The sequence below is a fragment of the Gracilimonas sp. BCB1 genome (assembly GCF_040117685.2).
Classification (GTDB): domain Bacteria; phylum Bacteroidota; class Rhodothermia; order Balneolales; family Balneolaceae; genus Gracilimonas.
The window spans coordinates 38,627-54,033 of sequence record NZ_JBEDYP020000003.1; the positions used below are offsets into that span (position 1 = coordinate 38,627).

A 15,407-nucleotide genomic window follows, 5' to 3' on the forward strand; every position below is an offset into this window, starting at 1 on the left:
ATTCTATGAAACGTAAAGACTTAATTCTCACAGCCATATTACTGATAATGATTGGCATTACCGCCGGCACGCTGATTGCGCTGTATACCATTAACGAGGAACTGGCACCTCTTGCAGAAGTAAGGACTACCGAAATCACCCAAAGCAATGAACCTTTCATTACAGACAAGGAACTGGAAGGAGCTGATGCACGATTTCTGTTTAAAAAGATAGCCGAAGAAGTTACACCGACCGTAGTATATATAGAAGCCATTGTGCCTGTAGATGAAGCTATCCCACAAGATGAAAGTCATGAATTTGACGGAGAGGAAGATGACGGCGAAAGCATTTGGGATCGCTTGATGCCCAGACGAGCCCGAACAGTTGGCTCAGGTGTTTTGATTACCACTGACGGATACATTCTAACCAATTATCATGTAATTGATGGCGCAGTTGAGAAAGGACTGAGGGTAGTACTTAACGACAAACGGGAATATCCTGCAAAGGTAGTTGGTATTGATGCGAGTACGGATTTGGCCGTTATTAAAATAAATGGCGAGAATTTACCCAAGGTAACTATTGGAGATTCAGAAACACTGGATGTTGGGGAATGGGTACTGGCCATTGGGAACCCGTTTAGGTTAAGATCAACGGTAACAGCCGGTATTGTGAGTGCCCTTAGTCGGGATGTTCAGATTATAGATGATCGAATGAGAATCGAAAGTTTTATTCAAACTGATGCTGCAATTAACAAAGGGAACAGTGGCGGAGCATTGGTTAATACAAGTGGACAGCTGATTGGGATAAATACGGCGATAGCATCTCAAACCGGCGCTTATCAGGGATATGGATTTGCTGTCCCAAGCAACCTGGCTATTAAAGTAGCCAAAGACCTGATTGAATACGGACAGGTTCGCCGTGCTCTGTTGGGGGTATCTATTGCCGGTGTTAATTATGATCGGGCCATTGAAAAAGGAATGGAAACTGTCAGGGGAGTTGAAATCTTAAGTACTTCACAGGACGGAGCTGCTTCTCAGGCCGGTATTATTCCGGGTGATGTGGTGCTCAGTGTAAATGGTAAAGAGGTTTATGAAGCCAATCAGCTTCAGCAGCAAGTAGCAGTTATGAGTCCGGGAGAAGTAGTAAAGTTGAATATACTTCGGAACGGAAGAGAGCTGGAAAAGGAAGTGAAGCTTAAGCTACTGGAGTCCGAAAACATTCCGGAAATATCATCCAACGAAATCCCAATTGATCCCCGAGAAATTCCGGAAGGAAATAATGAAGGGGTGATGTACCAGGAATTTGATTTAGGCTTTCGGGTGATGGCACTTGCCAAAGCAGAAAATGCTCAAAAGTTTGATTTAATTGTTGATCAGGTTTACAAATATTCAGAAGCATGGAACAGGGGACTTCGGCAAGATCAACAGATTATAAAAATAGGAGAAGAAAAGGTTGAAGATCTCTCCAGTTTAGAAGAACTTATGCGCCGATATTTAAATGAAAAAGGATCGGTGACGCTGGAAATCATAAATGAAGAAGATGCCCGCGGTTTCATCGAGTTAAAAAGAAATTAAATGACCCATTTTTTAAAGGTACCTGTATTCTTGTCCGCTCTTTTAATAGGCTTTGCAGCCTGTTCCTCCTCAGAAAAAGCCTCCGTTCCCTCATCTTCGTTATCCATGTACCCGACCTGGTACAGCACCGCTGATTTTGATACTGATTCAACTTCTTTTCACGGTTTTGCAACCGCAATTTCAGCCGACTCCTTAGTAGCCATTGCGAACGCAGAGCTGCAGGCCCGGGCAAACCTTGAAAGTGCTATAGCCTACAAAATGGAAGATGTGAGGGCTGTATTGGAAGAGCAAGGAAATGCAACGGTATCAAATTCTGACTTCATTCTCACCTTACGTAACGCTCACAATCAGGTGCAGGAAGCAGCAAGCCTTTCGAATGGAGTTTCCCGCTCTGATGAGGGCAAATACAGAGGGTATGCCAGAGTCTCGATTACCAAATCGGCTTTTGATCAACTTATGAAATCAGCATTTTCCGGAAAGTCCGGCTACTGGCAAATAATCAGCTCTTCTGCTGCCTATGCAGATGAGATGAATTAATGGGTATAATATTTACAAAATTTAGATCGGCACGCCTTTTTTAATACCTAATTAATTCAGTTATTTCGGCACCTAAAACCATAATCAGTACAGGTGCTATGAGAAAACACATTCTTTTATTGGCGTTTTTGTTTTTGGGTACGAGTCTGCAGGGAGTATTTGCTCAGACCTCACCCGCACATGCGCTAAAAAACATTACTATTCATAATGCCGATGGATCCGTAACCGAGTCAGCCACTATTGTTTGGCGGGCTGGGGTTATTGAAGCCGTTGGAACAAACGTAAACATTCCCTTTGATGCTTTTGAGATAGATGGAGGAGATAGTCTCCATGTTTATCCCGGGTTTATTGATGGGTTTTCTATTTGGGGAAGTCCCGATCTTCCAAGAAATTTGGAGTCATTAGACAACCCCGGAGACCCGCCCTATGACCGTGCTGGTATTCAGCCCGAGAGGAAGCCAAGTAATTTATTAAAAGACGACAAAGCTTTTGAAGCAGGAATGAAAGCCGGTTTCACGGCAGCGGCTCTCTATCCGAACGGTTACATGCTGCCCGGACAGGTAGAAATCTTTTATCTGGCACCAGAATCTGATAATGTTGGTTTATTGAAGGAAAGCATGGCGCTGGCCGGTTCTTTTGATGAAGCCCCCGGAGGATGGGGTAACGGAGCATATCCATCTACGATGATGGGAGTGATGGCTCAGTTTCGTCAGGTTATGTTTGATGCGAGTGCTTTACAGCAACACATCAAGTACTACTCTCAGAATCCTGAAATGCCGGCTCCAAAACGAGATAAAGTGCTGGAAGCTCTATTCCCATTGGTAAATAAGGCTACACCGCTTTATTTCGAAGTGGATTCCAAAGAGCACATGGAGCGATTATTCAAGCTACAAGATGAATTTGGGTTTAAAGCTGTTATTGTTTCAGGTAAGGAAGCTTATGCACAGGCAGCTGAGTTGAAGCGTAGAAACATCCCGGTACTTGCCGGTATAGACTTTACGGATGCGCCTGATTGGTACTCAAAGATGAAGAAAGCTGAAGAAAAGTCAGAGGAAGAAGAGGGAGACTCTGATCAAGCAGAAGAGGAAGAGAAAGAGGAAATTTCGGAAGAAGAACAGCAGTATCGTGATAAACGACTGGCTGCATGGAAAGCGGAAGTCACGAACATCAAGAAACTGATGGATGCCGGTGTTTCTGTTGGATATGCATCTGCCGGACTCGAGCTGAAAGATCTTTCCAAAAAGCTGGACATCTTGATGGATGAAGGAGGGCTGTCTGAGGCTGATGTCGTAAAACTAATGACTACAAATACGGCTTCCATCCTGGGTTTAAATAACACGCTGGGAAGTATGGCCAAAGGGAAAAATGCCAGTTTCTCGGTTTTTGATAAACCCATGTCAGAAGATAAAGCGAAGGTGCTTCAAAGCATTTCGAACGGCACTATTCACGAATTTAACGGAGAGTAAAGATGAAGAAACTAATTACACTTTTATTGCTCCTTGGTTTCTGTATTACAGCTGAAGCTCAGGACAAAGGCTCAGTGCTGATACAGAATGCAACGGTTATCACAATTACTGACGGAGATCTCGAGGATACGGATGTACTCATTCGTGATGGAATTATTCGCGAAATAGGAAAGGACCTGCGTGCCCCGCGAGGAGTTGAAACCATTGATGCTACCGGTAAATACCTGATGCCGGGCATTATCGATGCTCACTCACACTTAAACGGCGTGGATATTAATGAAGGCCGAAATCCGGTTACTGCAGAAGTAACCATGGAAGAATCGGTAGATCCAAATGAAGTAGGAATCTACCATGCACTGGCAGGGGGTGCTACAAGTATTCACCTGATGCACGGCTCAGCAAATGTAATTGGAGGTCAGGGCGAGACGCTTAAGCTTCGTTACGGTGCTTCCCAGGAAGGCATGAAGTTTGAAGATGCACCAAGAACCATCAAGTTTGCCTTGGGTGAAAACCCAACCCGTGTACACGGACAGGGTAACGGCATTCAGCCACGAACCCGAATGGGAGTTGAGCAGGTTATCAGAGGTCACTTCGATGAAGCCATCGATTACAAACGGAAACGAGAGGCTTATCTGAATGCAAAAGAGCAATATGACCGACGAGGACGCGGAACACCACCTGTTCCTGTGGCTAAAAATCTTCGTTATGAAGTTCTTAACGACATCATAGAGGGAGAGATTCTGGTCCACTGCCACTCTTACCGTTCTGATGAGATTTTAATGCTGATGCGTGTTTTCAATGATTATGGTGTCAAGAATTATACTTTCCAGCATGCCAATGAGGCGTTCAAGGTAGCTCCTGAACTGGCAAAAAATGGAGCACATACTTCCGTTTTCTCTGACTGGTGGGCGTATAAGTTCGAGGTGTACTACTCAACGGCTTACAACGCTTCAATTCTGAATGCCAATGGAGTCATTAACTCCATTAACAGTGATAATGACCAGTTGCTGCGAACGCTGAATCATGAAGCAGCTAAGGTAGTCAGATATGGAAATACTTCTGTAAACGATGCTCTGAAAATGATTACTTTGCATCCCGCTATTCAGCTGGGCATTGACGATCGAGTGGGAAGCATCGAAGAAGGAAAACACGGTGATGTGGTAATCTGGGACGGACACCCGTTCAGTATCTACAGCAAAGCTGTGATGACATTCGTGGATGGTAAAAAATACTTCGATATCGAAAATGATCCCGATGATATGCGCATCCAAATCAACCCGGGAACAGAGTTTGAAGACGGGTCCAATTTTCGCCGTATTGTTGATAACCGCGAAGAAGATTCCTGTATTCAGGACGTCTTTATTCTGATGGAGAATCAATCCGCCCATAACCATTCCCAAAACTAAACAGGAGACAGCATCATGAAGAAACTCAATATTTTTGTTTTTGCAGCTGTTCTGCTGTTTGGATTAAATGCCACAGCGGAAGCACAAATCACCGAAAAACCTGAATTTGGTAAATTTGCCATCACAGGGGCCACCATTCACACGGTAACCAACGGAACCATTGAAGGTGGAGTTATTTTGATTGACGGAGAAGAAATTGTCCAGGTAGGTCAGAATGTAAGAATCACAAACGATTACCAGCGTATTGATGCTTCAGGAAAGCATGTTTATCCCGGGTTTATAGACGGCTGGTCAGCTTTAGGACTGGTTGAGGTTTCGGCTGTTGCCGTAACCGTTGATAACCGGGAATTAGGTCAATTCAACCCTCATATGTATGCTTTTACAGCCTTCAACCCGCATAGTGCTTCTGTGCCGGTAACAAGAGTTAGTGGTGTTACCACAGTTATGACACGCCCAAGTTCGGGAAGTATAGCCGGTAAAGGTGCGGTTATGGATTTATGGGGATATTCTCCGGATTCTATGGCTGTGAAGAAAAGCGGAGCGCTGATTTTGAACCTTCCATCTTCTCAGGGAGGAGGCTGGTGGGATAACCGGTCGGAAGAGGAGATCAGAAAGCAATACGAGCAGAACATTAAAGAGATCAATGACTTCATTGAAAAAGCTAAATTCTATCATGAAATGATGGAAGCTTACAATGAAAATCCATCCGGTAAAACCAAGCCGGATTATGATCCTCGAATGGACGCAATGGGAGAAGTACTTTCAGGTGAAGTTCCGGTTGTGATTTCCGTTAACCGAGAGCAGCAAATACTAGATGCCATCGAATGGACAAAATCTCATGAAAACATGAACTTTGTGTTTGCCGGCGTTGAAGAAGGCTGGCGGGTAGCTGATGAAATAGCTGAAGCAGGTATCCCTGTTCTGACAACCACTCTTTACACTCCTGCTCGTGACTATGACAACTACCAGCGCCCATATCAAAATCCCGGTTTGATGGCGGCTGCAGGAGTGAAAGTTGCTATCGTCTCTGACGACACCGAGAACTCCCGGAACGCTCCATTTGAAGCCGGATATGCAGCGGCATATGGCTTGGGCAAAGAAGAAGCTATTAAAGCTTTGACCATTAATCCTGCTGAGATATTTGGCGTGGATAATGTGCTCGGATCTTTGGAAGCAGGCAAACAAGCGAATTTGTTCATCTCTGATGGTGATCCGCTGGAGCCTATGACCAATATTGAACAGGTATTTATTAAGGGGTATAAAATCCCGATGACAAGTCGTCACACACAGCTCTATGATGAATTTTTGAATCGTGATGCTGTGAATAAGTAAATTTTGAACAGTAGGTCATAGTTCTCCGGGAAAGCCCATCCTAATTTAAGGATGGGCTTTTTTGTTATTTAAACACGTTTAAAGCACTTTTTTATAAGGTTGATTTTGTTATTTTCTGCTGTTTAAAATTAAATGTGTGTTATTTAACACATCGGGTTTGGTAAAGTGGATTGACATCCAATCTGATAGCTATGATTATCAGACGAATTCCGAAATGGAAGCAGGCAATGAGTATGAGATTTAAGGTTAGTAGTTTATTAGCAGTTATCCTTTTTTTACTGCCGGTTTTATCGTTTGCACAACAGCGGGCACCTTCCCTTAGTTTGGATGAAATTCGCAAAGAAATAGAGCTGCTTGAGTCTCAGGATGATAAACTGAGAACCTACATAGAAATGAGTAACCGATACTTTCGGAATGCTCCTGACTCTCTGCTGGTGATCGCAGGTGAAATAAACCAACTTGAAGGGGTACAGGAAGAGAAGAAAGAAGCCTTCATTTCATTCCTGAACGCTAATGCCTACCGGTTGATGAATGCTGACTCAACAATATTCTATGCCAGCAGGGCTTCTGACAAACTTCGGGAACTGGGTGAGCATAACTCGTACCTGATGATGGAGAACCTTCAGGCTATGCAATATGCACGTAAGGATCAATACCTGGAAGCAGAATCACTGTATCTGGACGCCATTTCCTACCGAAGCGAACTTGAGGAACAGGTAGAATATCCCATTCAATTCTTTTACGGCAACCTCGGAAATTTGTATGTGACGGTAGGTGCTCACGATTTGGCCATACAGATGTTTGAGAAATTTTTGGAGCATGAGGATAGTCCGCCCAATCGATGCAATATCTTGTCAAAACTGGCAACCAGCTTTATGGAACTGGATGATATGGATCGGGCAATATCAACCCTTAGTCCCTGTCTGGAATATGAAAACTTACCTCCGCCTATAAGTGCGATGGTACGATCCAATTTGAGTTCCATGTATCAGCGGGAAGATCTGCCCCGGGCAACTCAGCTCATGGAGGAAGCTACTTCTATCAGTTCACGATACAGGGTACCGAATATTGGTAATTCGCATTTAGCGAGGCTTGGCAATCTTTATCTGGATCAGGGTTTGGTTGAAGAAGCCGATTCTGTAGGTAGAATTATAAGAACCGCTCCGCCCACACCTTTTTCGCGACCGAATGAAGACATTAGAAAGTATGAATTTCTATCAGAATTACACTTGGCGAAGGCTGAGTATTCAGAAAGCCTGAGGTATGCAGATCAGGCTATTGAAATAGCAGAGAAACACAACCTGTCCAGAATGATGAGAAAGGTGTATGAACTAAAAGCTAATGCTTTTGAGAAGACAGGTGATCTGGATAATGCGCTAATTAATGAACGGCTTCAACGAACACATGAAAACGAAATTAATGAAAGAAGGAGAGAGCGAAATGAAGCCATGCTAGCTGTACGATATCAGCTTAAGAATAAAGAAGCTCAGTTAATGGACGCCAACCTGGAGATCGAGAATATCAGGCTGAGGAATATGTTGATCATTGTGGGGTTGATATTGATTACCGGCTATGTTTTTTACCGTTATCGATTGTATTACTTACTTAAGGAAGAAAAAACAAGAAATCAGATTGCCCGGGACCTGCATGACGATTTAAGCGGAACCTTAAGCAGTATCAGCTTTTTCAGTGAAGCAGCTCATCGGGTAAACAAAGAAAGGGGAGATTCTGAACGCTTCCTTAACATCATTACTAAGAGCGCTGTGGAGGCCAAAGAGAAAATCAATGACATAATTTGGGCGATTGATCCATCCAAAGATGATTGGTCTGTTTTTCTGAAAAAATGTAAACGGTTTGCGGCTGATGTACTGGACAGCAACGATATTGAGTATAGTTTTGATATGGACGAGGATTTCAGCTTTCCGGTAGAGCTTCAATTTCGCCAGAATTTATGGCTCATTTATAAAGAGTGCATCACAAATCTGAGTAAGCATTCTAAAGCCACCAAAGTTGGGATTACATTACAGGAAAAGAGAGATCATGTTTTCTTAAGTATTGTTGATAACGGATTGGGTTTTGACCCTGAAAGCCTCAAATCAGGTAATGGTATTGATAACATCCGGTACAGGGCAGAGCAAATACAAGGTACCGTTGATCTGGAATCAGCTCCGGGAGAAGGAACGAAATGGACCTTTACGTTCAGTATCTCCTGAAATTCCTTAGAACTGCCTGAATAGGTGGTTACTTTTTCTTAGTTAATGGCTATATAGCATTAAAAATCAGCCCCATGATTAACATTGTAATTATCGAAGACAACAAGTATATGCGGGAAGGCTGGAAAACTATTCTCGACTTTGAGCAAGACTTGTGTGTAATCGCTGAATATGAAAGTTGCGAAGATGCCTTTGAAGATACACAGCTTGCAAAAGCCAATGTTGTTCTGCTTGATATTCAGCTGCCGGGAATTCATGGTACAGAAGGAGTTAAAATTATCCGTGATAAGTTTCCTCATCTATCTGTTATGATGGTGACTATCCACGATGATGATGAACGCATTTTTAAGGCGCTTAAAAATGGGGCCATCGGGTATCTGTCCAAGAAAATATCTCCTGACGACTTAATTGATGCTGTTCATATTGCCCAGAACGGGGGATCTCCCATGAGTCCGAACATAGCCAAAAAGGTAATTAGCTCTTTTCAGGCCTCAACAGATGTTGACATTGAACTATCAGATGCTGAGGTCAGAATACTGACATTGTTGGCCGAAGGGTATTCATACAAAGGTATTTCAAAAGAAGTGTTCCTATCTGTTGACGGAGTTCGCTATCACATCCGGAATATTTATAATAAACTGGAAGTGAGCAATAAGAGTGAAGCAGTAGCTAAAGCACTTCGTGATAAACTGATCTGAAATACCGGAGATTTATTAAAAAAACCTAATAACTCAAATACTACATAAGTATGTAGTGTTTGATGAAAGAATATTCTCGATCATAGTGGCGTATCAGAGTAAAAACTGGTTTGGGTTTTCGGGGTACAAATTACCAAATTGAGTTTTACTCATTTACTAACCTAAAGAACTGCTAAAGGCCTGTCTGTGAAATGACGGGCCTTTTTGTGTTTATATAGCTTACCCAACAGGAGCAAGGTAGAACCATGAAAAAGAAGACCTTGCTATATGCTACAGCTCAGTCCGATTTATAAGTGATTAGCTGCTATTATACTCATCAGCATCATTAACCCGATTGTTGTAGCTGGAACAATACCATCTAAAAATAAAGACATAAAAAAAGAGCTGCCCGAGAGCAGCCCTTTAAAGTTACTATGTATTTAACTGAGCGCTGAGTTCTACTTGATCAGCATCAGTTTCTTCGTTTGAACGAAATCTCCGGCTACGATACGGTATATATACATACCGCTGGCAAGGGTAGCGGCATCGAACTGTACTTTGTACGTTCCGGCACTCTTGCGATCGTTAACCAGGGTCATTACTTCCTGCCCAAGTGTATTGTACACCTTCATTATAACATCACTTGCTTCAGGAATGCCATATTGAATAGTAGTAGTTGGGTTGAATGGATTCGGGTAGTTCTGATCCATATGGAATTTTTCAGGAATGATGTTTTCCTCTTCATTCGAAGTAACGGTAGGATCGATTCCAACGGTAAATGAAACTGCATTCGCCTGGTTGGAGGCCCTGTCCATAATTCCGCCTTCGTAATAGTTCTCGATTTCGAAGTCATCTTCTCTACAAACGGTTTCGCATATTTCGAGAGAGTCTTCATCGAAAACAAAATCCCCGTTATGCACCACGAATTCGTAGCCTGAAACTTCCAGTTCCTGGTTGAAGACTACTTCAAAATACAAGCCCATGGAATCGCTTCGGCTTCCTTCGCCCATCATAAAATCTCCTTCGCTATACTGTTTAAAGTATCGCTTGAAGACATCCTGACGGTAGTGCCATGTTCCGGAAGCTGTATCATATGCTCCGTAACGCTTGTCCGGCTCTATCAGGTAAACATCTACGTAGATTTCGTCAAGTGCTACTCCGGACCCTGCCTGGTTACCGGCCATTGCATCTCTGACAATGAACGAAAGCGTGTTCTTATGACCGGATTGAATCATATCAACGAACTGAATATCCTGAGAAATTACAGGCTTCTTCTTGTCGACTATGAAATCGTAAGTCATATCCAGGCGGTTGCCATTGTTGTTGGTGATTACAAACCGTACGGTATGCAGACCTTCATTCAGATTCAGGTCTTCAATATCGTTGTCTGCAACTATTTTCCAGCCATTTTCCAGCCCGTCTGCAGAATAGGTATCAGCACCTATGATGGAGCCATCTACAATCATCCAGTACTCATTGAAGCTATTTACCTTATCATCAGAAACGGTGATGGAAAGGAAATGATCTTCATTCACATATGGTACATCACTGTCAATAGAGGTATTAACTACTCTCATTGATCCCGGGTTGTTAACAACCGCCCCTTCAAGTACCAAGGCTAAACGCATGGCCGTAGTAGGAAGGTATTCCATCGTGAAATGGAACATGTTATTGTCGGTGTCAATCTGCTTGTCAAGTATTCCCTGGAAGCTGATCTCAGTGTCTCCCACATCGGTAAAACCAACGCAAAGGGCAGCGATTTCATCATCAGTGGAACCATTCTCATTTAGGTCCATGATGTCAGCCGGGTTATAAGAAATAGAGAAGTTAACTCTTCGTCCATCCCGTACAGCATTACTTGTAAACGAATTCAGGTAATAAGCTGTACCAATCTGTCCGTATTGAGCTTCACTGGCATGTGTAAAGAATAAGCTTGAAGGGTCTTCCTCAATCATAAGGTTGGCGTTTTTGTCAAGCGTATTCTCCTGAATATCAATCATGAAGTTACCATCCTGGGAAACTACCATTCCACCATTTTGGGCAGCTACTCGTTGCACTTCAATGATTTCACGGGTCATAATGGTTTCACCGGTAGGTAGTACCGTTGTAACGTAAGCATAAAACTTACCGCCGCCAGTAATGTCAACGTCATCATCAAGGCGTATGGCATCATTTTCATCCTTGAATCCAAGGTAGTTGCCGTCTATAGCTTCAAGCGGACTGGAAATACCAAACCAATCGCTATCGGTATAATCAGCCCATCTCGGGAAAATGGCCCACTCAAGACTATTAAGAGTAGAGAATGTATTCTGATCGGCTAAAAGGAACAGACTTACATTATCGTTAGTATTGATTGGAGCGATTTCAACCCGGATATCATTGATCTCACCTTTAGCTCTGTAGAGAGAAAGGTCAATGTCGTCTGAAGTAATAGGAGTGAAGACACCCTGCATTTGATTTACTTCAGGACCTGCCTTAGCTCGTACATCTGAGCTTTCGGAATGGTTGATCATGATAGTGGTCGAGTTTTGATGCTCTGATTCATACAACTCTTCATTTTCACCGGCTGTTAACCTGAACATCAGGTTACCCAAAGGTAACTGGAAATCTTCCAGGTTCATGCTGGTATATTTGTAGGCATCATATCCAAAACTTTGGAAGTAACTGAAATCACCATCTTCAATAACAGATACCTGCTCATAGGTCGCTCCACTGTCGGTAGAAACCTCCAGAATAGCTGTTTGGGTATGAGGAGTAGCCTGCACGTAAATATCACCGTGTTCGTCACTTAAACCGGTAATGTGTGCTCTTGGTCCTACAGCGGTAAATTCAACGGTTCCTGCCTCGTAGCGGTTACCAAAGTCATCAATCAGATACATGGTAAGTACATAAACCGCACCCGGATCTAATTCATCCACGTCCAGTTCATATGTTGCTCCGGCACCAGTCATAGTGGCAATGGTTTGATCCTGAGAAGATCGGAAATCATCATAATCTCCGGGCTCTCTGGCCGCACCTCTTCGGATATCTAAAATGGCTCTGTTGAAGTCATTCTCTTCTTCATCCAGCTCAAAGCCTATGGTTACCATACCACTCCATGAATTGAAGTCTGTGAAAGACTGAGAACCCCAGTCATCAGCATTTACAGGAGAGGAGGGATGCTCAATCGACATTCCGTTAACGGCAATGGTTCCTGATGGAGAGATATCGTCGTAGAAAACTTCGATGGTAGCTACCGCCATTGGATCATCCATGTTACCGGTAATGTTCTGATAAATACCTGCAGAGTCAAAACCGACCGCACGGAATGTGAACACACCTTCCACATTGTCGATATCAAACAACCCTTCCAGTGTTAATTCATCTACATCAGTAGTAAAGATACCGTCGGTGGTTTCTGCAGTTACAGAATCGATGAGTACCCATGTAGTATCAGCACCATCTTCAACCATAGGATTGGTGGCAACGAATTTACCTTCGAAAAGGGTACCGTAAGCATCTCCGCCATTTTCAGCTGATAACGTGATATCCTCGCTGCCATGTAAGGTGTTGTCCGGCTGCTCAAGGATAGCCACACGTTCGGTTGTACCGTTATGCGTGTTATCAATGCGCAGAGCATAGGAGGTATCGGCTACGGTGACTTGTGTACCATCAAAGCGATCATATTCAAAACCGTACGTCACGGTTCGGAGCAGATAATCGCCGTCGGCTAAGTCAGTAGTTAAGAACGGATAGGTATAATCACCGGCTCCGTCCAGAGAATCTACAGGTAAGGTTACCAGTTCAGAATAGGTAGTATCCGTTTCGTTATACGTACCATACTGGATCATGACGCTGTCAACCAGCTCGCGGTCGCTTTGCAGGTCAAGATCAAGTTCAAGTGTATCACGTACAGTGTTGTTGGCAAAACCATCAAGTAAGGCTACCCATGGCTGTGCATTATTAAAAATCTGGATAGTTCCAACATTTGGAGTACCAATGTAGTTCTCATTATCATTTCCAAATACATCGGTAAAGTTTACGGTTATATCACCAGAGCCGGGAGTCAGATCCACATCTACGTCCATATCATTATCCGGGATGGCGAACTCTACCGTATAGGTATCCGATGTTTGAGCAGTGATTTCTCCAATAATGGTATTACCACCGTAATCCAGTTCGAATTCGGCACCATCAGCGGCTATGTCATCGGCATAATGGGTGAATTCAAGCGTAAGAACTCCACCGGCATTAATCGGAGGGTAGTTGCCGTCAGCGTTATCAGCAAGGATATCGATGCCGTTTACTTCCGACAGGATATAATCAGCCGATACGTTATCAACGTTAACCGGGAAGTACATAGGCATGCTTTGGTTGCCCAGATTGTCGGTTGATATAACTCTGAAAACAAACATTCCATCAAATAACTCGTTGGTTAGATCTCCGTCATAGTCTTCCGAATCGAAAGCGAAGCGGAATGGATACTCAGTCAGCGAAGCTGCGTTAAAGTAATTTGTAGTAGAATCAATAAGTACCCGCTGTACATCTACATCCAATTCATTGAGATCATCGTCTGTTGAATTGAACTGTACTCTTGTATTATCGCCGGTAATGTAATCGGTTCCACCAAAATCGATGGCGTCAAGCAAAGCTAAAGTCAGCGACGGTGCGGTCGTATCATAGAAAACCGGGTTTGCCCGAGTATTGAACGTAGAGCCATCGGCATCAGAAACAACGGCCCGTACATAATACATTCCTCCATCAGTAAGCCCAAGATCAGCCGGTGTATCAAATACTCCGTTTAGAACGGCATCATCCAGAGTATAGGTAGTATCTGTGGTGGCAAAATTAGGATCGCTCGAAAGCTGAATGGTTGCTCCGGTGTATTCTCCTTCCTTATTAGGTACAAGTTCAACGGTCAGGTCATCATTGAAAGCTGTATGAGGGTAGGGCTGCATCAGGTAATAATCATCGGTGTTAAAATCGATGATATCTATATTATCTGTATCAGACCCGCTGTTTCCGGCCGCATCGGTAACCTCAAGCGTAATATTGCCGTTACTTTGGGTATAAGGCTTAAGATTTACATTGAAGATAAATAAGGTATCACCCTGAACGGTAAGTCGTCCGGCGTCTTCATGCTCTTCGATAGTGCCAGAGAAGAGATCTCCAAACAAAGTAAGGTCAAAGTTATAGTCATCTCTTAAGCTGTCTGAACTTAAATACGTATCCCGCACGTCATAAATGAGTGTGTTAACTCCTGTATTTGCGTTAGGAACAACATCGGCTGTAGGAGCCGCTCCATCAATGGTAAGTAATTGCACCGTTGGTGCGGTGTTGTCGTTTATAACGACTGTCTGACTTTCTACAGAATTGTTATTTGCTCCATCTGTAACCTCAAGATCTATGTCAACATTAATTGAGGAAGAAGGTACATACTCTGTAATATCTAACAGGAAAGTGAAATCATAGTCTAATGAATCATTCATTGTAGTATCAATAAGTACACCATCCGTCAAAAGAGCGGCAATAGTACCTGATATTTGATAGGTAGTATCTGTAGTACCATTTTCAAAAATAGCCAAATCAAGTACAAAATCGTCATTAGAGACTTCCAGAAAATCATCCTGAAGGTTAAAACGTAATGTATCGCCACCTATCCTTGGTTCATTATCAACAGAGTAGTTGTCCAAGCCATATGCTGAAATTACAGGTGCGTTTACATCAACATACACATCAATATATGCAGTCTCTTCTAATGTAGTGGCACCACCACCAACACCATCATCATCTGTGTAGGCATCAACCTGAATGGTGTAGTAGTTCCCTGGATCATAACCTCCAAGAGCAACGTTTATATCATTACCCTGAACTAAGAATTGTTCGTTTGTAGCTAATTCATTCAGAGTACCTGGCGTACCCAACTGAGTTAAGGTAGCAGCTGATAATGTATCTCCTTGTGGAAATACAAAAACATCTACGTAATCTAAACTGTCAGTAATAACTGCGTTTAGAATATTCAGTTCGAATGTAACATTTGCATTCCCTATGATCGCATCAGCGGAAGGACTTGCAAAGGCATTAGCTTCGAATGCTCCGGTTTGAGAGTACGCATACTGCGTTCCCAAAAAGAGTATAAAGATAGCATACAGAAATGGTAGAAATCTGGATCTCATGATTACCCCTTGTATTATTTATTGTTTGTTTAGTAACCCCTAATCAGTTGAGATAAGCGTACCCACTT

At 43.0% G+C, this 15,407-nt stretch carries 8 protein-coding genes; 7 read left to right on the plus strand and 1 reads right to left on the minus strand.

Going from position 1 to position 15,407, the window contains the following annotated elements:
* Positions 1-5 precede the first annotated feature (5 nt).
* The 7 genes from ABFW99_RS01655 (at position 6) to ABFW99_RS01685 (ending at position 9,205) form a co-directional block, all read left to right on the plus strand.
* Positions 6-1,553 (plus strand): trypsin-like peptidase domain-containing protein, encoded by a 1,548-nt coding sequence (locus tag ABFW99_RS01655; RefSeq protein WP_349353179.1) that lies wholly within the window; start codon positions 6-8, stop codon positions 1,551-1,553.
* Positions 1,554-2,090: a hypothetical protein gene (locus ABFW99_RS01660; RefSeq protein ID WP_349353180.1), complete on the plus strand. Its 537-nt coding sequence runs from the start codon at positions 1,554-1,556 to the stop codon at positions 2,088-2,090.
* 98 nt (positions 2,091-2,188) lie between these two features.
* On the plus strand, positions 2,189-3,556 hold the full coding sequence (locus tag ABFW99_RS01665; protein WP_349353181.1) for an amidohydrolase family protein: 1,368 nt from the start codon (positions 2,189-2,191) through the stop codon (positions 3,554-3,556).
* A gap of 2 nt (positions 3,557-3,558) precedes the next feature.
* Positions 3,559-4,962, plus strand: a complete 1,404-nt coding sequence (locus ABFW99_RS01670; RefSeq protein WP_349353182.1) for an amidohydrolase family protein — start codon at positions 3,559-3,561, stop codon at positions 4,960-4,962.
* A 15-nt stretch (positions 4,963-4,977) separates the two neighbouring features.
* Positions 4,978-6,294, plus strand: coding sequence for an amidohydrolase family protein (locus ABFW99_RS01675; RefSeq protein WP_349353183.1), 1,317 nt, complete (start codon positions 4,978-4,980; stop codon positions 6,292-6,294).
* Positions 6,295-6,527: 233 nt separating this feature from the next.
* Complete coding sequence (locus ABFW99_RS01680) at positions 6,528-8,507, plus strand: tetratricopeptide repeat-containing sensor histidine kinase (protein WP_440707397.1); 1,980 nt, start codon at positions 6,528-6,530, stop codon at positions 8,505-8,507.
* 74 nt (positions 8,508-8,581) lie between these two features.
* A complete protein-coding gene (locus ABFW99_RS01685; RefSeq protein ID WP_349353186.1) occupies positions 8,582-9,205 on the plus strand; it encodes a response regulator transcription factor in 624 nt (207 codons plus the stop codon).
* A 437-nt stretch (positions 9,206-9,642) separates the two neighbouring features.
* Here ABFW99_RS01685 and ABFW99_RS01690 read toward each other — a convergent pair whose 3' ends face one another.
* Positions 9,643-15,339: a T9SS type A sorting domain-containing protein gene (locus ABFW99_RS01690; protein WP_349353187.1), complete on the minus strand. Its 5,697-nt coding sequence runs from the start codon at positions 15,337-15,339 to the stop codon at positions 9,643-9,645.
* Positions 15,340-15,407: the final 68 nt, after the last annotated feature.